The organism is Amycolatopsis sp. NPDC028719 (assembly GCF_055565395.1).
Map to the genome: position 1 here is coordinate 295,398 of NZ_JBVHUL010000009.1, position 19,618 is coordinate 315,015.

Genomic DNA, 19,618 nt, shown 5'->3' on the forward strand with positions numbered 1-19,618 from the left:
CGTGCTCATGCTGGACACCACGCCATGGCGGGTCCGGGAGGACGTCCTCGCCCGCTTGGCGACCGCCGAGGAGCGTGTCGAGCTGCAGCTGGACGACCCGGCGTGTGTGTTGCAGCTGTCGCGGGTGCTCTACGACCAGGACGACGTCGCGGTCGAAGCGAGCGTCATGACGATGGTCGCCGAGGGGCGGCGCCTACGCTACGAGCTGACCCCGTGATCACCGTGCTTCGAGGAGTCGGACTTGCCCCGCGCCCGTGACGTCCGGCCGCGCCATCAGCAGATCGCTGCGGACCTGCGCGACCAGATCATGCGAGGCGACCTTCCGCCCGGCGCGCAGCTGCCCTCGACCGCGGAGCTCGTCGCCCGGTATGCGGCGGCGAACGCCACGATCCAGCGTGCGCTGTCGACGCTGAAGGCCGAAGGGTTCCTCGACAGCCGCGTCGGCAAAGGCGTCTACGTCCGCGATCGGCAGCCGTTCGTCATCGACGCCTCCGCCTACATCGCTCCCGAGCCGGGCAAATTCCGGTACCAGCTGGTCGCGGTCGAAGAGGTGGATCCGCCGGCCGACGTCGTCGAGGCATTGGAATTGGACCCCGGGGCGAGAGCGATCGTGCGGCGGCGGGTTCTTGTTCATGACGAGCGGCCGGTGGAGCTGTCGGCCTCGTACTACCCGTTGAGCATCGCGGCGGGTACTGGTTTGGCCGGCCGCGCGAGGATTCGGGGTGGTGCGCCGCAAGTGCTGGTGGATCTCGGGCTTCCGCAACGGGGATTTGTCGACCGGATCTCGGCGCGGGCGCCAACGGTTGACGAAGCCGAGGCGCTCGAGCTGTCCGAGGGCACTCCGGTCATCCGGCAGCTTCGCACGATCTACAGCGACGAAGAGCGGCCCGTCGAAGTGTCGGTGCTCATCAAGGGTGCGCACCAGCACCAGCTGCTTTACCGGCAAAAAATCGCTTCGAAATGATGCAGTTGGTCTCGGGCACTCTCGGTCTCGCCGGGTAGTCTTTCGGTCGCTGAAGGCACGCGCTGGCGTTGACCAATTCATGGCAACGGAGGTCTTGGCAGTGGAAGCCAGCTCAGAGCTGGTACTCGGTACCAAGGCAGCTGAGGTCGCAGAAGACATCGAACGCCAGATGTCGGCGCAAAAACTGTTCCTCCAGCAGCAGGATTGCTGGGACCAGATCCGAATCGCCGCGGCTGGCGGAACACGCTTCGATGTTCCTGACCACGTGCCGGTCCAACTACGGCACTCCGCTTACAGCAGCATCGTCGCGCTCGCGATTCACCGGATTGGCACTCGAGCAAGATCGTTTACGCTGTGCACCCGCAGATGCTCTCGGAGCTGGCCGACAGCAGTCCCGAGCGCTTGCCGGGACCGATCTTCGACCTTCTCCCGCACACGAATCCGCTAGTGACTTTCCCAAGCCGATCCTGACGACCACGCCGGATAGCGGCGTGCGCGGTCGCGTGTTGGGCTTCTACGTCTACGGCAGTTCGGGACAACCCCGTCAGCTGTGCTCGAGCCACGACGACAGCCGTGACAGCCTCGGACTGATGTTCGTCACCGCCCTGGTCGACGACAAGGGCAAGCGCGTCGACACCGACTTGGTACGCGTTACCGTGCCCGTCGGCGAGGACATGTTCACCGTGGCGGAGGCGGTCGAGTGGACGCTCGCCCGGTTCGGTGCCGAACCGGGGGTGGTCCTGCCGTCGAAACGCATGAAGGACTGGCTCACCGAGCTGATCCGCACCGCCCTGAACGTCCCGCTGTACCTCTCCAGCGAAACCCGACACGATCATCGTCCGATCGGCCAAGCGCCGCAGCGCCGGCAAGGGTGCGAAGTCGCCGAAGCCTGCGCGGGTGATCAAGGTCGGCTGGCGACTCGGGCCTGCTTTCCACGCCGCGCGCCGGGCTGGCGCCGAGCTGGCTGCGGCCGTGACCGAGACCGGGCGGCGCCGTCCGGTTCCGCATCAGCGGCGAGGTCACTTCCGCACCTACTGGACCGGCCAGGGCCGGACAACGCCGATCCTCCGATTCATCAAGCCGTTCATGGTCAACCTGGACCTGGTGGACGACGCCCGCCAACCGCCGATGAGCATCGAGTCACCGCGGTCGAGACCCGCCCGACCCGCTAGCTCACCGTCGATCGGCGCTGTCCGCGTTGGCGCACTGCGTGGGCGGACAGTCTCCGGCGGGCCCTAGGAGAGGCGTGGGCGGACGGCCTGGTCTCCGAGTTCGGACCGGGTGATCTCAGCCGTCGTGAAGTCTCCGGGATGCCGAGACAGCCGTGGGCACCAGCGTTGCGCCAGGGCGAGGCAGCGACGGTGCATCGCAGCACCGCTGACGATGAGATCGCCGTATTCGAGGACGACCCATGCCGTGGCGTCGAGTTCTTCGCCGCAGACTTGGCACAGCCAGTGCGACCTGCAGCGTGCAACGCGGTGTTCAAGCACGTCCGACCACTCGGCGACCCCGTCGGTACAGGGCGTCAGCCACGGGACAGGGAGGCCATCGACCCGCGGCCGGGGCCAGCCGGCCGGACTCCCGGCGTTGTCCATTGGCATCCCCCACGCCTTCGCTTCCCGCAGAAGCGCCGCGCGGTCGACGTGATCGTCATGCACGAGCACAGTATGCCGCCAGGTCCGCGATGAATCGTGCATCAGGCGGGAGCGCTGTTGCGGTGGTGTCGGGAACCTGAGTGGGCAGTGGCTGCCGTCAGCTCAGCGTGCGTCTTGGGTGCCGGCCTCTTCGTAGCTGTTGCTGTTCTCTCAGCTAAGGGACAGAGCGCGCTCCGACAACCGTCGCCGGGTGCGCGATTGCGGCTGCTCGTCGACCCATCTGCGGGCAGCGTTTGTCACGACTTACAGGATCGCTCCTAGCAGGCCTCGGTCAGTTCGGCCAGCATCGTGTCGAGAGCGCCGAGGGCGAGCGACAGGTGACCTTCGCCGACGAGAAGGTGGGCTGTCGCGTTCGGAATGTTGTCAGCGAGCCATTCACCGTGTCCGAAGGGGACGAAGAGGTCTTCGCTGCCGTGCCAGACGAAGGTGGGAACGCTGATGTCGGCCACGGAAAATCCCCACGGGCGTACGAAGGCGAGGTCGTCGTCGACCCAGCCGTCGACACCAGGGCGTAGCCCTTCGGCGAAATTGGCTGCCAGGTCTTCGGCGTACTCGCCGGTCATGACCGCGCGGTCAACTTCCGGGAGCAGGGTCCGCCATCCCCGCATGATCGCAGCAGGGTCGTTGACGCCAAGATCGCGAGCGTAGGTTTCCAGCGCAGGGCGGAGCTCGGCCTCACCACCCAGGGCGCGGCCGAACAACTCGATGTTCAGTTCACCCATCCCGGCGAGAAAGTCCAGGCCGGTCGTGTCATACGGGGCAAACCCGGCAATCACGAGTGCGCCGGCCACTCGCTCGGGCAACAGCGCGGCGGTGGCCAGGCAATGGGGGCCACCACCGGACCGGCCTGCCACGACGCAGCGCGGGGAGTCGATGTGGTCGAGAATCGCGGAGACGTCCGCCGCGACGTCGGCGATCGACCGGCCGGGCAATCTGCTCGACCGGCCGTAACCGGCGCGGGAATACCGCACCAGGCGGAGACCGCGCTCATGGACCGCGTGCTGGAAACCGGTGAACCGGAGCGCGGATCCCGGTGTGCCGTGGTGAAAGATCAACGGCAGTCCCGATCCGGGGCCGCTGACTTCGATGTGCAGGGTCCGGCCGTCCGGCAGTGCAATGGCGGTCATGCCCGCATTGTCGGCGGATCCGAATCGTGGGGCAACCACACCTTCGCTGGGTCGGCGAGTTATTGTCAACTTTTTGGCCAATGAATAGATCAAGTCCTTCTGCTAGTGTTTCAGCCAGGTCGATGATCATCGAACCGTGTACGAGTCGCAGCTGCCGCCGTTGTTACAGGTTTCAGCGATGGCGCGACGATCAGGGAATTTCATGCACGAGAACTACTTGCTTTTGCTTGGAGGGCTGGCCGGCCGAACTCCGGTGGTGCTGCACGGCGTGCCCGATGGGATGCAGGCGGTCACCATCCCCTTCCACCGGAGCGGGGTGGCGCAAGTTCCCCGCGACCGCAAGCGACGCACACGTGTGCACCGCGTCGACGTCCTGACCGCTCGGAGGCCTCCGGCCTTCGAGCCGCCGTCCGACATGTCCAAGGCCGACCTCAGCTGGGTGCTGTCGGCTCGTATGCGGCGGTGGTCCACCGTGGTCAAGCGGTTCGGGGCGCGTGCGGACACGATCGCCGACCAGCTGATCCGGGCCGGTGGTGTCGTGCTTCGATGCGAGGTCGACGAGGACCGGATGAAGCTGGGCCTGCCGGAGAGCTGGCGGCTGTCCAGCGCCTGGCAAGAGCAGGCTCCCGACGTCCTGGCCGAGCTGCGTCCGCGGCGGGACCCGGACAGCGTGCGGGCTGAGCTGTTGGCTCTCCTGGACGAGGCGAAAGGACAGCCGCGGCTGGCGATCGAGCGATCTGCCCTGGAACGCGTGCCGCCCGGAGCGGCGTTCGTGGTGCCTGACGGGACCGCGACCACGGCGAAGAGCTGGCCCACGTACGAGGCCGCGTTGCGGGCAGCCTGCGTGCGGGCGCGCATGACAGACGTGCCCGGGCCGGCCGAGCTGGCGGGCCATGCCTGGGGCGACACCCATATCCCCTGGTCGGCCGCCCGAGTTCTCGTGTTCAGCCAGCTGGTGGGGCTGGACTTCGCGTTGGCCGTCGACAGGTCCGACGTGGAGATCAGGCTTCGCGGCCCGCTCCTGTGGAGGCACGGCAACGCGATCGCCGACGCGGCGCGATCTCACCCGTGGATCGGGCTGCCGCGGGACGGCATGCAGCTCGTCGGCGAGATCGAGTGTTCCGCGACCGGTGTTTTGATCATCGAAAATGCGGAGACCTTCAGCAAGGTGTGCGCGATCGAGGAGATCACCAAGTCCTGGCTCTGTGTATGGGGCAAGGGGAAGGCGGTCGTGAACATCGCCGATCTCATAAACTCCCTGCCCGGTCGGACCGTGGCGGCGTGGATGGATCTCGATGCGGCGGGACTCGAGATCTTCACAATGCTCGAGCGGGCGATCGACCGACCTGTCGAACCGATCGCGATGACCCTCGACCTGCTGACGACAGGGCAGCCGCGGAAGAGGCTCAACCGCGACGAGCAGGCGAAAGCCGAGCGTGACGACAAACTGCTGGCCGAGAAGGTCGAACCGCTGCTGTCCGGCGAACTGGCCGAGGTTGCCCGCCGCATAGGGACGACCGGCAAGGCGGTGGAGCAGCAGTTGTTGCACGAACGCGTCCTTCCGCTGCTGCCGAAGCTGCTCGAATCAGCCCTGAAGGCGGGGCCGTCGTCGTCATGAAACCCGAGGAGGACGAGGAAGGGAACGTAGAAGAACAGTCTCCGCTGTTCTCCGTGCCTGATCCTGAGCGAGCCGGGGTGGATCACGTGCTCCCCGAAGACGCAGCGCTTCTCGATCGGCTGCGGTCGTTCATGGCGCCGATCGCCAACGACGCCTCGGCTGTCACCGAAGATCCGCGCGCACTCAAGATGGCGCGTGACCTCTCGGAGGTGTTCGCCGACAACGCCGGGTTGTTCGGGCTGACCAAGGCCGAGGTGGAGCAGATCCTGGCGCGCTACGGGCATCACGACGGACGTCTGTTCGAGGCGCGGTTCGACCTGTTCGTCCGCATGGGCCTGATCGCCCCCTTCCTCGCGAAGAAGCACCAGCAGCGTTACGTGCTGGATCCGTCCGGGCTCGCCGGGTTGCTCGTTTTCGAACGCCTCGGCGCGCGGGGAGGCGTCGACGAAATGCTGCTGCTCCTCGACCGCGCACGGTGGGTGATCGAGCATGACCAGGTGAACCGCGCCGGTCTGAAGACGTACCTCAAGAGGTGCCGTCAGTTGCTGAGCGTCTACGCCGCCAAGCTCGCACGCCTGGTTCACACCGCGTCGATCACCGAGCTGATCGAAGAGCACCGCAACCACGACTCGGCGCAGGTCGAGAAGGACGTGCACACGCTGAACAAACTCGTCACCGACAAGTTCCCCGATGACCACGAGCTAGGCGACCTGGCATTCCGCCTGGTCGAGGCCGAACTCGTCTACCGCCAGCAGGTGTTCGCCGCCGTCGACCGCGTTCTCTACCAGGGCGGTGTCACCCTCGACTTCACCGTGTTGTCCGCCGAGCAGTACCTTGCAGCCGCGTTGGACGGAACGCTGGACGACCTGGCCGCGGTCGGAACCTGTTTGGTGGTCGATCCTCCGCAGCCGTGGGTCGATCCCGGCTCTCTGCAGGAGGCGATCGAGGAGTATCGGCCCCGCGTGCGCGCCTCTGTACGGCCACCGGTTCCGACTGATGGGCTCGAGGAAGACCCCATCGGCGCCATGCGAGCACGCCTCGAACGCTCCAACCGCCGACGCGCCCTGACCACTGAGGCCCATCTGCAGGGCCGCCGAGAAATCGAGCTCACCTCCGCCCTGCGCGCACTGGGGTGGCCGAAGGCGGGCGAACACCTGATGGAGTTGCTGGCGGTCGCGGCCGACCCCGACCTGCCGTTCATCGTCGAGCTCGGCCAGTTGCTCATCGTCGACGCCGACGCGTCGGTCACCTACATGCACCCGGTGATCCTCAGGCGGGCGAGTCCCGAAGCGGAGTTCGGCTCCGCCATTCGCGTCCGGACGTCTCGGCCCACCCCGGAAGAGGAGACGACCAAGTGAACGCACCGCGCGACCCAGCCGTCACACTCGCCATGCTTCGAGCAGCCGGATCGCTCCCGATAGGCGACAGCACTCCGGCCGAAGTGGAAGCGATGCGCGGCCGGGTCGAGGACACGGGACGCGTCCTCGTGCGATGTGCGTCCCCGGACGGTGCCGCGGCGAGGAGAGGATCCCAGGTCGTCACCTTCGGCTGGTCATCGCGTGCGACACCGTCGCCGGAGGACAGCAACGCCTACCCAGTCCGGAGGCTCAGCACCACGGCACGGCTCACCTGGGCCTGCTGTCTCGGCCTCGCATGGCCCGACCGAACGGCGGACCCGTATCCGGGCGTGCCGTTCACCACCTCACTCGTGATCGACGTCGCCGCGGAGCTGGGCATGGCCGCCATGTGGGTCAAAGCGACCCTCGCACACGACCTCATCCCTGCTCACCTCGTGAGGGCGTCCGGACGGACGTTGAGGCTCGGCCCCGCCGCGGCTGGGCTGCCGCCCGCGTTCGTCGACTCCATGCGCCGGTTCCATGAACAGCTTCCCCGGCTGGACGGCGCAGTCCACGTCGCTGCCGCTCCGGATGAAGAGGACGCCCACCAGCCGTTCCACGTCGACCTGCCGCGCGTGCCATCCGAGGAGGATTGGGAATGGTGAACGAGGTACGTCGTCTGTCCGAGGACGACGAAAACCTGGTCTACGACGCGCTCGGTGCGCTGGAGATCGCGGACGGAGTTGTTCCCGCGACCGGGTTCCCCGCGTTGACGGATCCCGCCCTGCGCGCGGCCGTGGCCACGCGGCTCGAGCGGTGCGGCAGGGTGCTGAACAAAGTGGCTGACGGTTACACGAGCGGGTACGCCGACGACGTGGCCGACGTGCTGGTCCGGGAAGGCGTCGGCATCCTCGCACGGCAGGACCGAGCCGTACTGGCGTTGGTGCTCTTACGATGCGTCGCGATTCCCCGCGCGCGAGGAGCGTCAGCGAGTGAGACGTTGGCCGGCGCCGCCGGGGCACGTTCGACCACACCGGACGAACTCGCGCAGAACCGTGCTTTGACGAAATCCGCCATCAAGAAATCCTTGCAACGACTGCAGTCGGCCGGACTGATCAGGCGGAGTCCGAGAGCGGGGATCACACCAGGCCCTGCGCTGCACCGCCTGACCTCGCAGCGGACTTCCGTGCTCTGGGAGGACCTGCTCATCCTAGCTGCACCTGAGAGCGCATACGCGCACGTGCTGCGCAAGCGTCGCGCGAACAGCGACACGCTCGAAACGCCCGGGAAGGCCTCGACATGACCATCACCACCCTGTTCGACGAACCCGAGCGCAGCGGCTCCGACCCTGACGACGTGCTGGGCATCATCGGTGAACGCCAGCTCATCGCCGTGCAGTTGTTCGCCATAGCCCGGCACACCAGCCACCCGGTCGCCATCAGGCCGTCCTCGTTCGTGGCGGTGACCGGTCGAGGCCCGAGGGACTCGAATGAGTCGGGCAAGACGAGCTTCAACGCCGCGGTGTCGTTGCTGCTCGGCGATCCCGAGTGGCGGGTGGCAGGAGGAGGTGTCGCCGCCGTCGCACAGCTGCTGTTCGAGCCGGACACCGCCGGTGTGACCGCGGCCCGCTACCCCGCCGCGCAGACCGGATACGTCGTCGGTGTATTTGCCCATCCCGACGACGTGGCGAGCTCGGCGCACACGGTGTGGCTGAGGATCGCGTCGGACCCGAAGTACATCCGGGTCCGGCACCAGCCTGGCGTACACCTCGTCGAGGCGGACACCGACGCCGAACGCCATCGCAGGGCGGCCGGCGTCTGGAATTCCCTGCCCGCGGTGGAGTTCGGCTCGAACACCTACGTGGACAAGCTTTACGGTCGTAGTCCCCGTTGCCTGGCTTACGTCGCGTCCCGCGGTAGCCAGCGCAGCGGGCCTTCATTGCTCAAGATGGACACCGGCGCGTTCAAGCCGGAGGACATCGGTGCGGCGCTGGTCCGGCTCACGGGCCGCAGCGAAGCCCTGGAGCTCGAGAAGGAGCAGCGTCGCAAGCTCGCGGAGCAGAGCGCGACTGTGGAAGCCGCGAAGGTGGCCAACAACGAGAAGTGGGCGGCAGAGGAAAAGATCCTGGACGACGTGCGGACCAGGGAAACCGTCCGGGCCAAGCTGCGAGAGGGAGATCTCCTGTGGCGCAGGCATCTCGCTCGTGGCCTTCTGGATACCGTTGCTCGCGCGGACTGGCTGACCGCTCAGAGCCGGGAAATCGGTGCCGGGCTGGACCTGGAACGTGCCCGGCTCGTCGAACTCAAAGCGAAGGAGAAGGAGCTCCGGAACTTCGGCAGCCTCAAGCAGAAGGCGACGGACCTCGAAAGGGCGTTCCGGCAGGACGATGTCCGGTACCAGGAAGCGCAGCGAAATGAAGGCCGGCTGACTGAGAGAATCGCCTTCATCCGCTCTCGCGTGGCAGAGCTGGATGCGGTGGGCGCTCGCGATGTACGGATGACCGTCGCCGAGGCCGAAGCCGAGCTGAAAGGTCGCCGCGAAGCGCGTGCCGTGGCGATGGCCCGGGCGGCTGAGACCGACGGCGAGGTCGAAGAGCTGTCCGCGGAACTCGAACGTGCGCAACTCGGCACCGGGGGCTCGGCCGCTCGCACGCTCGCGGTGCTTGCTGAGCACGGCGTCGAGGCGATCGGTCTGATGGACGCGATCGATGTCGCCGATGGTCACCGAGACGTGTGGGAGCCGCGCCTTCATCCCTGGCGGGCGGCAGTCTGCGTAGCCGAGGGCGAGCATGCGCGCCGGGCGATCGGGGCACTCGCCGACGTGCCGGGCGCCATCGTCGTCGCGGGGGCGCCGGAGCCCGCGCGCCCCCTCCCTGCCGGGCTGACGAACGCCCCGAGCCAGGCACTGGCCTTCTTGTCCGAACTTGAGGCGCGGACGGAGCCCGTGGGGTTCGGTGAGGTCACCGGCATCCTCGATTCCGCACTCGCTGCCACCGTCGTGGCGGGTTTTCCCCGTCCTACCACCGGCCGAGTGCACATCATCAGTTCACTGCGAGAACAGCTCTCGCAAGCAGAGAAACTCCGGGAACAGGCGCACAACGCAGCCGACATGGCCAAGCAGATGGAGGAAGAGGCCGACAGAACCCTCGCCGCTGCCCGTGCAGCCGCTGAGCGTGATGAACTCACCTCTTCGTTGCAAACCATCGAGACGACGGAGTTGCTTGCCGCACGCGCGCATTCGGAGGAGTTGCTGGCCATCAGGGACACGAGCATGGACGTGCACACCAGCGCCCAAGCAGATCTCCGGAGCGCGCAGTCGGCACTCGCGAAAGCTGAAGCGGCCAGAGCTCAGAGCGAGAAGAACATCACCGAGTCCAATCTGCAGATAACGCGGTTGCAGCAGAAACGTGACGCGTTGGACTTGCAGTACTGGCATATCGAGCTCGGAGGTGACCACGCGACCGCGCGCGTCTTGCTGAACTGGAACGACGCCGCGCTCGAATACGACGACGCGGCCGGTGCCTGCGTCGCCCTCGGCCCGAGGGATCCGGCGGCACGAGCCGAACGGCGTACACAGGATACGTTGAGCCAGAGCGCGAACGACTACCTCGTCGAAATCTTCAACGAGTTGAAGGTGGATCGTACTTCGGGCGAAGGGGCTCCGACTCCCGCCATCACCGAAGCTCTGCGGCGCAAGGAAGTGCTCGTCCATCGCGGTCCGTCGGGCCGGGACACCGGATACGCCGGGATATCGGCCGCCCTGCAGGACTGGCTCATCCAGCTGCTTGAACGGGACCATCTGGCCGTTGAGCAAATCGACACCGCCCGGCTTCAGCGGGAACGGGAAACGACCTACGCGATGTCGACCCTGGCTGAATTGGCGGAGAGCCTCGACAATGTGCAGGACAGCCTTGAGCGCCGCATCGAGGCGAACATGGACGCCATCAGCCAGGCCCTGGACAACCTCAACCAGTCGACTCCCGACGGCTACGGCGCGAAGCTGCACCACACGGTCGTACGCCCGATCCACCCTGACGACCCGTGGACCTGGTCAGTCGTGCCCATGTGGCGCCGGTCGCCGGCCGGCCGGATGCTCCCGTACAACAACGCCACCAACTCGGCTCAGGAGAAGCTTTTCAGTATCCACCTCGTGCTGGCGGCGCTGCTGGCGAGCCCGAACCCGCGAGGTCGTGTGCTGATTCTCGATGAACTTGGCGATTCACTCGGTGAGGAGCATCGCCGCGACGTGCTGTCGGCCGTGGCACGGGTCGCGGAGAAATACGACATCACCGTGTTCGGTACCTGTCAGGACGCCGTGATGCCTGATGCTGCGGCGTTCTGCCGGGAGATCCTGTACTTCTGCTACCCATCCAAGTCGGAAGCGTTGAACCTGCCGACCCGGATGTTCGGTTTCGACGACAACGGCGAACGGGTTGAACTAACTGCTGCGGCGGTCCTTGCGGGAAGGCCTCTTCGGTGATGTCTCATCGGGCCACCGTAGTGGCCGGACCGTCCCGGATGACACGGTCCATCACCAGTGTTCGGTAGAATCACGGGTAGGAGTAGCGGCTGGCCATCAGGGCTGTGCGGAGTGCTGGTTCCACCGTTGGCCAAGGCGAAGCCGGTGTAAGGATCGGTGCTCAACAGGGGTCCGCAACAGTACGAGTTGCTGTACCAGCGGGAGAGCAATCGCTCTGGCCGGTGCGCCATCGTCCACTGACGGCCGAAAGCGGGCCACCACCTGCCGTCAGTGGGTTTTCACTCCCCTACTATGTTCGTCGTCGGGGTAACGGTTCCGGATAGGCACAGTGCGAGTAGCCTGTCGATCACCTCGACGACTTCGCCGCTCTCGGCCCATGCGACTTCCGACTGGGCGAACGGGGTCGAAAGACTGAATGTGTCCGCGACCCGCACCGCTACCGCGTATTCGGGGCCGCGAATCACGACGGAGTCGACCCAGCCCAGCCCGGTCCGCGTGGCATGCAAACCGTCGACTTCGCCGAACGCATTGGGAAGCGGTCTGATCACGAAGCCATACGCGCGCAGCTGGGCGATGCGACCGTGTGCGGGGTTCATGTCCGGGCCGGCCTGATCTTCGCGAGGTGTACGCGGCGACCGTACGTGGGAAGCGGTTGTCTCGGGCGCATGGTGCACCTCGGCTCAGTGGCTCGTTGCTCGGCTGCGCTGTTCAGCGGAAGGACACTCCGACTTTTGACCGCTACCGCCGAGTAGGCCACCTGCAGCCGAGCGTTGCGGACGAGTTCACTCAGCGTCAGGCCTTCATCCTGCAGTACGGCCTGCACGTACCGTCGAGACCAGCCAAGCGCGGCCGCGACCTCGTGCCCGTCCAGATCCGGCTCGGCCGCATGTTCGGCGACGAAGCGGCGGACGGTCGCGCGTACCTCGGAGCGATGGCTGCATCCCGGCGCGCGGGCGCCGGAACCGGCGAGGCAAGCGAGATCGACGGCTCGCTCACATGCCGCGTGGAAGTCAGAGCCGCTCAGTGCGTCGCGCTCAGCCAGGACGTGCGAAGAAGATCGAACGCGACCCTGCCCAGACCCCGGCGCCCTTCGAACACCGTAGGACGCTGGTCGAACCATCGCGCCCTGGCCAGTAGGCGGCTTTCCGGAACCACAAGCGCCACTGCCTCGAAACCCTGGCTGTGCCAGAACTCGAGCTCACGATCGAGGCCGCACAGCACTGTCGCGTCGGCACCCAACCGCACCCGCCGGCCGGCCTGCTCGACCATCACGCTTCCCGAGACCGGGAAGAGTATCTCGACCGTACCCCGGGGATCGGCACGGACGTCCGCCGCGCCGCGATGGACTTCTTCCTCGTCACTCTTCCAGTGGACGAGTCGGAACTCGTCGCTGACCTGCCAGTGGACCTGGCCGGTGTGCTCCGCGGGAGCGGCGGTGCCGAGCCGGCCGTTCAGGCGCGAGACGGTCTCCGTCCACGCGTCCGCCGCGTCTGCGCTGCCTACCGCGTACATCGCTCACAACCTTGTGAGAAGGAATGCCGGTCGGATTCTATGTCCATCGGGCGAGGCTGTCGCCCAATGCGCGCCAGCGCAACCTCTCGTGCGCGATCAGCGGTAGTGACCGCCGCGTGGCCTACTCGTCATCGGGGCATGCGCAGTCCACATGCCAACGCGCGGCTCACACCGACACCGAGGTCGCCGAGCTGCAGGCGCTGGCCTGCGGCTGGATCCTCGCGGGTCAACAGCGAGTTGCCCGGTAGTGCGGCTTTATGTGTTCGTTGACGTACTTACCGTGACTTTCAGCTTGCCGCAGCTGCTGGTGCACGACGTCCGGAACGTCGAGATACCGATAGACGCCGCCGCGCTTGAACTCGACCTCAAGGATTTCGGCCGACGTGTCGTAGCCGATCGACGCGATGCTATCGGACTTCACTGCCTCACGATCCACAGAATCTCACTTAAAGTAGTCGGACGAGCACGGTCGGTTCGGCGGGTTTTTGTCGGTGCCCCAGGGTAGAAACTACGTAGGCGAAGGAGGGCGAGATGAGATACGAAACTGATGACGACGACATGCTGCCGAACCCCAACGGGTGCCGCTGGTGCGGCATCGATCGCCGAGACCACTTCCAGCGGTGGGTCGCCGAGGCCGGCCTCCACAAGTGGGTCGAACCCACTCTTGAACAGCGGAAAGAACGTCTCCTCGCCCGCCGCGGGCGACGGCTGCGCCGGCTAGCCGGCCAGCTTCCGGAGCCGCCGGAAGACCTCCCGGAGCCCAGAGGGCACCTCTTCCGGGCTGTTCAAGTGTGAGGCGATGGCGACCATCATGTCCGGCTTCCCGCCGGGTTTGGAAGATCCGTGCTCGCGCAGCATCTTCTCGACGTCTCCGCTGAACTTCTTGCCGCCTCGGTGCGCCCGGAAGTCGTCCGGCTTCCAACCACCATCACGTGGCCACTCCGAGTTCGCGACGCGAGCCCAAAGCTCGTCATCGAAGAGTTCTTCCAGCTCGTTCACACCTTCCGTCTCGCCGAGCAGGACCACGTAGTCCTCGTACTTGTTGTCGAACGTTCGCCTGAGCCGCTCCTTGCCGAACATCTTGTTGCGTGCCTGGCTGTCGGCGTCCACCACCAGCAGGAACTGCCTGCCGTGGGTGTACAGGTACCTGGCCAGGGACAGGGCACCGTCGTTCCCGCCGCAGGCCCACAGGGCGATGCCGGCAGCCTGGAGCGAAAGCCCCTCGGAGAGCCTGAACAGAAGGGGGAGGGCCTGCTGCTCCGTCTCACCCTCGACCGCGAGGAAGCATCGTTCGTGCAGCAGGACGGAGTTGCGCAGGCCCACGGCGGTCGCGATCCGGCCGAGATGCTGGTCGAAGTCCGAGTGAGCGCCGGAGCCGAGGCGTTCCAAGACCGTCAGCTGCCGTTCGTCGGCGCGCAGCAGCACGACATCCCGGATGTCGACGCCGTCGATCAGGTTCATCGAGTGCGTAGCGACGACCACGTTGACGTGGTCAACGGCACTCTGCTCCCGAATTACCCGCATGACATCCCGCTGGTAATGGTAGTCAAGATGGGTGTCGGGTTCGTCGTAGACGACGATCACCTGAACCGCGGGGGCGGCGTCAGTGACGGCTTCTTCCGCCTGGTCGGCCAGCAGGTCACTTGACGACTCCCACACGGCCATGGAGATGCGCCGCATGCTGCCCATGCCGGAGCGGTCGAGGCGAACCTCCTCGCCCGACGGTCGCTGGAGCCGGAGGGTGGTGTCCTTCAGCGCCGGCGTCATTGTGACTGTGGGCTGGATGGTCACGGTTTCGATGTCCGGGCAACGCTCCACGATGTGTTTCTCCAGCGGCTTCGCCTCGGTCCGGAGCCACTCCTGGAGTTCCTCTTCGACTTCTTGCACTTGCTTGCGGACGGCGTCCTCGGCGATGCGTTCCTTGAGCCGGAGACCCAGGACGGAGCGAACGGCGGCCTCCGGCTCGAGGCCCCGGCCGTCGAAGCGCGTGAGCCGCGGCAGGCGTTTGAGCAGTTGCGCCGGAGCGTCGCCCCACCCCGACGACGTCGAGTGGGCCTCCGCGTAAGCGCGCAACGCCGAGAGCAGGAACGGTTTGGTCTGCTTTTCGGCGGTGAGGTCGTACTTCTTGAGCAAAGCCCTGAGATCGGCCACGTTCTTGGTGGCCAGGCCCCGCAGGTCTTCGTCGTCCGGTACCGGCGACCACAGTTCGTACCGGTTCGCCGCCGTTTCGGCGTCGTGGGCCCGGCGAAGCTGGATCGTTCCGGGCAGGCTGAGTTCGTCGCGTTCCCATTCGTCGAGCCGGAAGGTGCCTGTCACCGTGATCGACGGCGAGGTGCCTTCGGGCTGCCCCCAAGCACGAGTTCGGTCATCATCAGTGGGCGCGTACTCGTCGAGGAGGAAAGCGAGCGCATCGAGGGCGCTGGTCTTCCCACCGTCGTTCGGTCCGGCGAGGATCGTCGGCTTGCCGACCGGGATGTCCGCGACGTCGCTGAGCGAGCGGAAACCTCGTACCGAGTATGTCTCGAGATGCACTTTCGGACCGTCCACAATGCTTGAGTTCGTTTGCCCCAGGGAACGCACGCACCCCGGAGAATCGGAACTCTAAGCCCGTGAAGAGTTGTTCCCTGCCTCCGACACGCGAACCGCTTGAATGCGACGCTGTGTCACGGCGACGTGACGGCCGCCCAGTGAAACCTTGACACAGTAGGGAAGTGTGGCGGACGAGGTTGTCGGGACCATTCAGCTCGGACGGTCTGGCCCGCTCGCAGTCACGCCCAGAAATTCGGGTAGAACAAGGACAGCGGGCTGTCTGCCGGCCCTTCGTGGTCCAGCGCAGCCCGGCACTGCCGGGCTAGCTCCGCTCGGTGGCTGTCCATCGCGGGGATCAACGTGTAGATGTCCGACATGTCCAGCACTACCGTGCGGAATTGGCCGACGTCGAAGGGGAGGTGGTCCGACGCGCGGATGATCTGCACCGCCGGCTTCCGTATCGCGTGCCGCAGAGCCAGCTCGTAGAAGACGTTCGGGTTGCCGAACGAGAGGTCGGCTACCACGAGCGGCGCGCGAACCAGGTGGTCGATGACCTGCGCGGTGATGACGCCCGGCTTGCTGATGCGGTCGGCGCGAACGACCTTGAGGCCCAGCTCCTGCAGGGCTGGTTCGAGAAGGGACCCGAGGACGAGATCGGCGTGTTTGCGCTGCTCGGAATCGGCATCACCGATCGGAGAGACCACGAAACACGTGTTTTCCAGGTCTTCGCCCTGGTGGATGATGTGCGCGAGCCGTGATGCCGCCACGGTTTGGGTGGCCTCCGGTGCCGGACTGTTGGTGTCCCCGGCAGCTGCCGGGCGCTGTGACAACCCGACGGGTTCGCTAGCGGACTCCTCGACCAGCATGTCGAACGTGATCAGGCGCTCGGCCCCGGCGGAAGTGCGGGCGAGCCCCAGATCCCTGGCGTTGGCCAGGAAGGTTTCGACACACTCGTTGGCGTGTTCCTCGGGCACGCCGCTCTCGAGGACGAAGTCCCTGAGAACGCCGGGAACAGGAATGCGGCTGCCGCTGAACTTTTCGTACAACGAGTTGAATGGGACTATTCGAGCGATTGCCAGCTCGAGACGCGCGGCGATGCGCTTCGCGCCGATTGCCTCGTCCCCCGCGGCGAGTTCTCCTTCGGGAGTCAGCTCCAGGTACTCCGCCCCGTAGCTTCCCTTGGTGAGTCCGTACTGGCCGGAGTTCGTGACCAGTTGCCGGCTCAGGCCGCTGTCCGGCGACCGTCCCATCTGTTCGAACAGGGTCAGGCGTCGTACACGCTGGCCAGCACCGATGCGCAGCATCGCTTCCGCGAGAGGCAACGCTTCGGAGAAGGAAGACGCTGGGAACGATCTCGCGATCCGCGAGCGTCGGGACTTCGTCGTGGGCGAGCTGCTTTCGCTGGGACTGGCTGGGGGTTCTTGCTGGCCTTTGCTGTTCATGGGAACCCCAAGGGTCTGGTTATCGTGACCCCAAGCCTGGCGCATGCCGGGTGTGAAACAAACTACACGAAAGTGTGGCAGTCATAAGTGCGTGTCCGGGCCCGCTCCCTTCGACGGGCTGGCCCAGCGCTGCTGGTCTTCCTCTCCCTGTTCCCGTTGTTCATCGCCGAATCGATCCTGCAAGCCGTCGCCCTGCGCCGGGCGGGGGCGTCGTCCCACTGGGCGGCGTTGGCCATCGACTTGGCTTTGCTCCCGGCGTGATGGTCACAGGGATCGGCTTGCTGGCCGCCGACGCGTTGCGAGCGGACACCGTGAGCGCACGCGTTCCGCGCCAGCCTGGCGGGCGAGCCCGATACCGATCTACTCCGAACGCTGGACGAGGCGGCTTGGGAGGCAAGTGGGCGCGATCGCCGGCCTGCTGGAGCTCTCGGTCCTCGGCCGTGAAGGCGCCGCGCAGCCGACCGAGACGGAGGGAGGTGATGTCAAACGGACCGGGAGTCGGTGTCGGAAGCGGCGAGGGAGGCGACGCCTCGCGCAGGGCGGGATCCGTTTGCGCGGCGCTGGTAGGCGACCTGGTCGCCGCCGGGAGGCGGGCACGTGCGTTCCAGGCCGAACTGGCGGACGAGTCGGCGGTGCTCGACCTCTTCTCGGCAGTCGAGGCCGAGTTCGGCGGGCTCGACGCGGTGGTGCACACGGCAGGCGTCATGCCGCTGGCTCGGTTGGTGGACACCGATGTGGCCACCTTCGACCTCGTCATGGGTGCGAACGTGCGAGGAACCTTTCTCGTCGCGCGCGAAGCGGCCCGGCGAGTCCGTGACGGCGGTGCGAGCGTGTTGTTCTCGACGAGCATCACCCGGCCGCAGTCGCCGACCTACGGCGCCTACGCGATGAGCGAGGGTGCGGTCGAGGCATTGCGGTGATCGCCGCGCGGGAGCTCGCGGGCCGGGACATCACCGTCAACGTCGTGGCGCCAGGGCCGACCGACACCCCGCTCTTCCGGGCGGACAAGCCGCAAGCTCATCGACCGCATCGCGGGTCTGAACCCGGCGGGCCGGCTCGGCACACCCGAAGAACATCGCCGAGGTCGTGGTGACGCTCGCCGGACTCGCGCGGTGGATCAACGGCCAGGTGCTGTTCGTCGACGGGGACTGGCCGCGCTGGCCTCGAGAAGTACCTGTAGGCGAAGCACGTCTGGGCGCAGAGTAGGTCCCGGCCTCGGTAGGAAGGCGGGATCACCGGGCAAGACGGTGTGCCGCCTTCCGCGCGGTCCTCAGACGGCGACGTCGGATCGATACTGCACCGGAAGAATGCCGACTTCCGACTTGTCGCCGCTCACGACGAAAAGCGCCAGCGCGAAGCACTTCTGCCAGTCGGCCGCCTCCGCCAGGTCCACGGTTTCGGCCACCCAGCTCCGGCACTCCCGCTTCTGTTCCTCGGAGTACATGTAGTCGGTTTCGATGGTGTAGATCGCCTCTTGGACGAGTTCCGCCAACGTGTTGTTCTTCACGAGGGTTCGCGCCTCGACTCTCCGAGCACGTTTCGCCTCGACATTGATCCTTCGGTACATCGCGCGCTGAAAATGATCATAGAGCATTTCGAAACCGACAGGAAACTCTTGCTCGTTGATCTTCAACGTGGTGAACTTCTGCCGGGCGAGGCTCGCATAGCCCAGGCCGGCGATCAGCGCCGCCAGCACCGCCCCCCACTCTCCGACCTTGGTGAAAGTGGTGAGGAAGTAGAGGATTCCGATGGAAAAGATCCCGTTGACCGCGGCGAAGAACCAGGCGAAAACCTGCATCTTGACCCGCCTGCGCCGTAACTTTGGCACGAAGAACGACTTGTCGACCTCGAGATACGAGAGGAACAGACTGATACCGGCCGTCAGACCGCAGGAAATGCCGTTCACCGACGCCGCCCCTCGTCATCGAGCAGCGTCTGCACCAGCGCCGAAGCTTCTTCGGCGGACAAGCCACTCCGCTCTGACCGCGGTAGACTCGCCACGTCGCGCGAAACAGTTCGTACCGGCGGTTTCATAGGCCGCCGCTCGAGACTCCGCACCAGCTTCCGGCCTTTTCGGGTGAGAGAGATGCCTGGAGTGTCGTCCCGGTCGACGACGTCGCGAACCAACCCTCGGCCGCGCAGGCCCCGGACGACGCCGTCCAGGGTGCCGAGATCCAGAAGCGTGTCGGCGCTCAGCTCTTCCAAGGTGGTCAAATCCGTGGAGACGCAGAGCATCGTCGACAATTCGCGATAGCTCAGATTCAGCGCGAGCGACTGCTTGCGCACGCTCTCCTCGGCGCGACCTTCGTCTTGGACCAGGAAGACACGACGAGGTAGGTTTTCGGAGCGGCTGCGCACCCGATGCCCGACCGCAACGGCCCGCCCGGGTGTCACCGGACTGGACCCCAGGATCGAGAGCGCTTCGATGGTGATCGCCAGGCAGGCGACGATACCGACGACGACGGCGGCGGCAGTGCCCGGGATCTTCGTCACGTAGAGAACGGGAACCGTTACTCCGCAGAAGACGACCAGGATGACAATCGTGGCCAGCCGCGCAGTGGACGGCAGCCGCGATTTGACGACCGAGTCGATTTGCCGCGTCGCCTCCTCCTCGGCTTTGCGGTGCACACCTTCGAGAAACACCGACGCTGAAAGTCGATCGTCCAGGAAGGCGATGCCATCCGCATACATGCTCGGAATCCACATCGGTTTCGGACGATCGTCCGAGACGTGAACCGGCCGCGGCACCGCGAAGACCGTGTGCCTCAGCTCATTAGATACCTGCTCGAACTGCTCCTTGTCGTCAGTGTAGAGAAGTTCCTCCGCCGCCAGGTGACCGTCGAGGAACTTGCGACCAGACGAACTGATCAACGGCCTCCGGACCGGCGGCAGTGGTCGCCGGCCGGTCCGCCGGATGGCGATCGAACGCGTTGGCTGCACGTGGTGCTCAGAATG

At 66.1% G+C, this 19,618-nt stretch carries 19 protein-coding genes; 9 read left to right on the plus strand and 10 right to left on the minus strand.

Annotation, left to right across the window (positions count from 1 at the left end; translation table 11 throughout):
- The first annotated feature begins 7 nt into the window (after nt 1-7).
- Both ACZ4TR_RS36080 and ACZ4TR_RS36085 read left to right on the plus strand, forming a co-directional pair.
- On the plus strand, nt 8-217 hold the full coding sequence (locus tag ACZ4TR_RS36080) for a UTRA domain-containing protein (protein ID WP_465292569.1): 210 nt from the start codon (nt 8-10) through the stop codon (nt 215-217).
- Between the two features lie 24 nt (nt 218-241).
- Nucleotides 242-964 (plus strand): GntR family transcriptional regulator, encoded by a 723-nt coding sequence (locus ACZ4TR_RS36085; RefSeq protein ID WP_465292471.1) that lies wholly within the window; start codon nt 242-244, stop codon nt 962-964.
- 112 nt (nt 965-1,076) lie between these two features.
- Here the strand turns inward: ACZ4TR_RS36085 and ACZ4TR_RS36090 are convergent, their stop codons facing one another.
- Complete coding sequence (locus ACZ4TR_RS36090; RefSeq protein WP_465292473.1) at nt 1,077-1,229, minus strand: hypothetical protein; 153 nt, start codon at nt 1,227-1,229, stop codon at nt 1,077-1,079.
- 569 nt (nt 1,230-1,798) lie between these two features.
- Between ACZ4TR_RS36090 and ACZ4TR_RS36095 the strand changes: the two genes are divergently transcribed.
- Nucleotides 1,799-2,203: an AcrVA2 family anti-CRISPR protein gene (locus ACZ4TR_RS36095; protein WP_465292571.1), complete on the plus strand. Its 405-nt coding sequence runs from the start codon at nt 1,799-1,801 to the stop codon at nt 2,201-2,203.
- Here ACZ4TR_RS36095 and ACZ4TR_RS36100 read toward each other — a convergent pair.
- Nucleotides 2,200-2,622: a hypothetical protein gene (locus tag ACZ4TR_RS36100; RefSeq protein ID WP_465292474.1), complete on the minus strand. Its 423-nt coding sequence runs from the start codon at nt 2,620-2,622 to the stop codon at nt 2,200-2,202. The genes ACZ4TR_RS36095 and ACZ4TR_RS36100 overlap by 4 nt on opposite strands.
- 254 nt (nt 2,623-2,876) lie before the next feature.
- Nucleotides 2,877-3,746 carry an alpha/beta fold hydrolase gene (locus ACZ4TR_RS36105; RefSeq protein ID WP_465292476.1) on the minus strand — a complete coding sequence of 290 codons (870 nt, stop codon included), beginning with the start codon at nt 3,744-3,746 and terminating at the stop codon, nt 2,877-2,879.
- A gap of 136 nt (nt 3,747-3,882) precedes the next feature.
- Between ACZ4TR_RS36105 and ACZ4TR_RS36110 the strand changes: the two genes are divergently transcribed.
- From ACZ4TR_RS36110 to ACZ4TR_RS36130, 5 genes are all read left to right on the plus strand, one after another.
- Nucleotides 3,883-5,364: a Wadjet anti-phage system protein JetD domain-containing protein gene (locus ACZ4TR_RS36110; RefSeq protein WP_465292478.1), complete on the plus strand. Its 1,482-nt coding sequence runs from the start codon at nt 3,883-3,885 to the stop codon at nt 5,362-5,364.
- Nucleotides 5,361-6,722 (plus strand): hypothetical protein, encoded by a 1,362-nt coding sequence (locus tag ACZ4TR_RS36115; protein ID WP_465292480.1) that lies wholly within the window; start codon nt 5,361-5,363, stop codon nt 6,720-6,722. The genes ACZ4TR_RS36110 and ACZ4TR_RS36115 overlap by 4 nt, the downstream gene beginning before the upstream one ends.
- A 329-nt stretch (nt 6,723-7,051) precedes the next feature.
- Nucleotides 7,052-7,366 carry a hypothetical protein gene (locus tag ACZ4TR_RS36120; RefSeq protein WP_465292482.1) on the plus strand — a complete coding sequence of 105 codons (315 nt, stop codon included), beginning with the start codon at nt 7,052-7,054 and terminating at the stop codon, nt 7,364-7,366.
- Nucleotides 7,360-8,004: a hypothetical protein gene (locus ACZ4TR_RS36125; RefSeq protein WP_465292484.1), complete on the plus strand. Its 645-nt coding sequence runs from the start codon at nt 7,360-7,362 to the stop codon at nt 8,002-8,004. Before ACZ4TR_RS36120 ends, ACZ4TR_RS36125 begins: the two co-directional genes overlap by 7 nt.
- On the plus strand, nt 8,001-11,180 hold the full coding sequence (locus ACZ4TR_RS36130) for a coiled-coil domain-containing protein (protein WP_465292485.1): 3,180 nt from the start codon (nt 8,001-8,003) through the stop codon (nt 11,178-11,180). The genes ACZ4TR_RS36125 and ACZ4TR_RS36130 overlap by 4 nt, the downstream gene beginning before the upstream one ends.
- Nucleotides 11,181-11,458: 278 nt before the next feature.
- Here the strand turns inward: ACZ4TR_RS36130 and ACZ4TR_RS36135 are convergent, their stop codons facing one another.
- The 5 genes from ACZ4TR_RS36135 to ACZ4TR_RS36155 all read right to left on the minus strand — a co-directional run bounded on the left by ACZ4TR_RS36135 (nt 11,459) and on the right by ACZ4TR_RS36155 (nt 16,525).
- Nucleotides 11,459-11,776, minus strand: coding sequence for a hypothetical protein (locus ACZ4TR_RS36135; RefSeq protein WP_465292487.1), 318 nt, complete (start codon nt 11,774-11,776; stop codon nt 11,459-11,461).
- A 424-nt stretch (nt 11,777-12,200) separates the two neighbouring features.
- Nucleotides 12,201-12,692 (minus strand): AraC-like ligand-binding domain-containing protein, encoded by a 492-nt coding sequence (locus ACZ4TR_RS36140; RefSeq protein ID WP_465292489.1) that lies wholly within the window; start codon nt 12,690-12,692, stop codon nt 12,201-12,203.
- A gap of 226 nt (nt 12,693-12,918) precedes the next feature.
- The gene (locus tag ACZ4TR_RS36145; protein WP_465292491.1) at nt 12,919-13,113 is read right to left on the minus strand and encodes a KTSC domain-containing protein; all 195 of its coding nucleotides are present in this window, start codon (nt 13,111-13,113) and stop codon (nt 12,919-12,921) included.
- A 296-nt stretch (nt 13,114-13,409) separates the two neighbouring features.
- Nucleotides 13,410-15,224 (minus strand): ATP-dependent nuclease, encoded by a 1,815-nt coding sequence (locus ACZ4TR_RS36150; protein WP_465292493.1) that lies wholly within the window; start codon nt 15,222-15,224, stop codon nt 13,410-13,412.
- A 236-nt stretch (nt 15,225-15,460) separates the two neighbouring features.
- Nucleotides 15,461-16,525 (minus strand): hypothetical protein, encoded by a 1,065-nt coding sequence (locus ACZ4TR_RS36155; RefSeq protein WP_465292495.1) that lies wholly within the window; start codon nt 16,523-16,525, stop codon nt 15,461-15,463.
- A gap of 617 nt (nt 16,526-17,142) precedes the next feature.
- Between ACZ4TR_RS36155 and ACZ4TR_RS36160 the strand changes: the two genes are divergently transcribed.
- Nucleotides 17,143-17,583: an SDR family oxidoreductase gene (locus tag ACZ4TR_RS36160; RefSeq protein ID WP_465292496.1), complete on the plus strand. Its 441-nt coding sequence runs from the start codon at nt 17,143-17,145 to the stop codon at nt 17,581-17,583.
- Between the two features lie 350 nt (nt 17,584-17,933).
- Here ACZ4TR_RS36160 and ACZ4TR_RS36165 read toward each other — a convergent pair whose 3' ends face one another.
- Both ACZ4TR_RS36165 and ACZ4TR_RS36170 read right to left on the minus strand, forming a co-directional pair.
- A complete protein-coding gene (locus ACZ4TR_RS36165) occupies nt 17,934-18,569 on the minus strand; it encodes a hypothetical protein (RefSeq protein ID WP_465292498.1) in 636 nt (211 codons plus the stop codon).
- The gene (locus tag ACZ4TR_RS36170; RefSeq protein WP_465292499.1) at nt 18,566-19,534 is read right to left on the minus strand and encodes a hypothetical protein; all 969 of its coding nucleotides are present in this window, start codon (nt 19,532-19,534) and stop codon (nt 18,566-18,568) included. The genes ACZ4TR_RS36165 and ACZ4TR_RS36170 overlap by 4 nt, the downstream gene beginning before the upstream one ends.
- Nucleotides 19,535-19,618 lie beyond the last annotated feature (84 nt).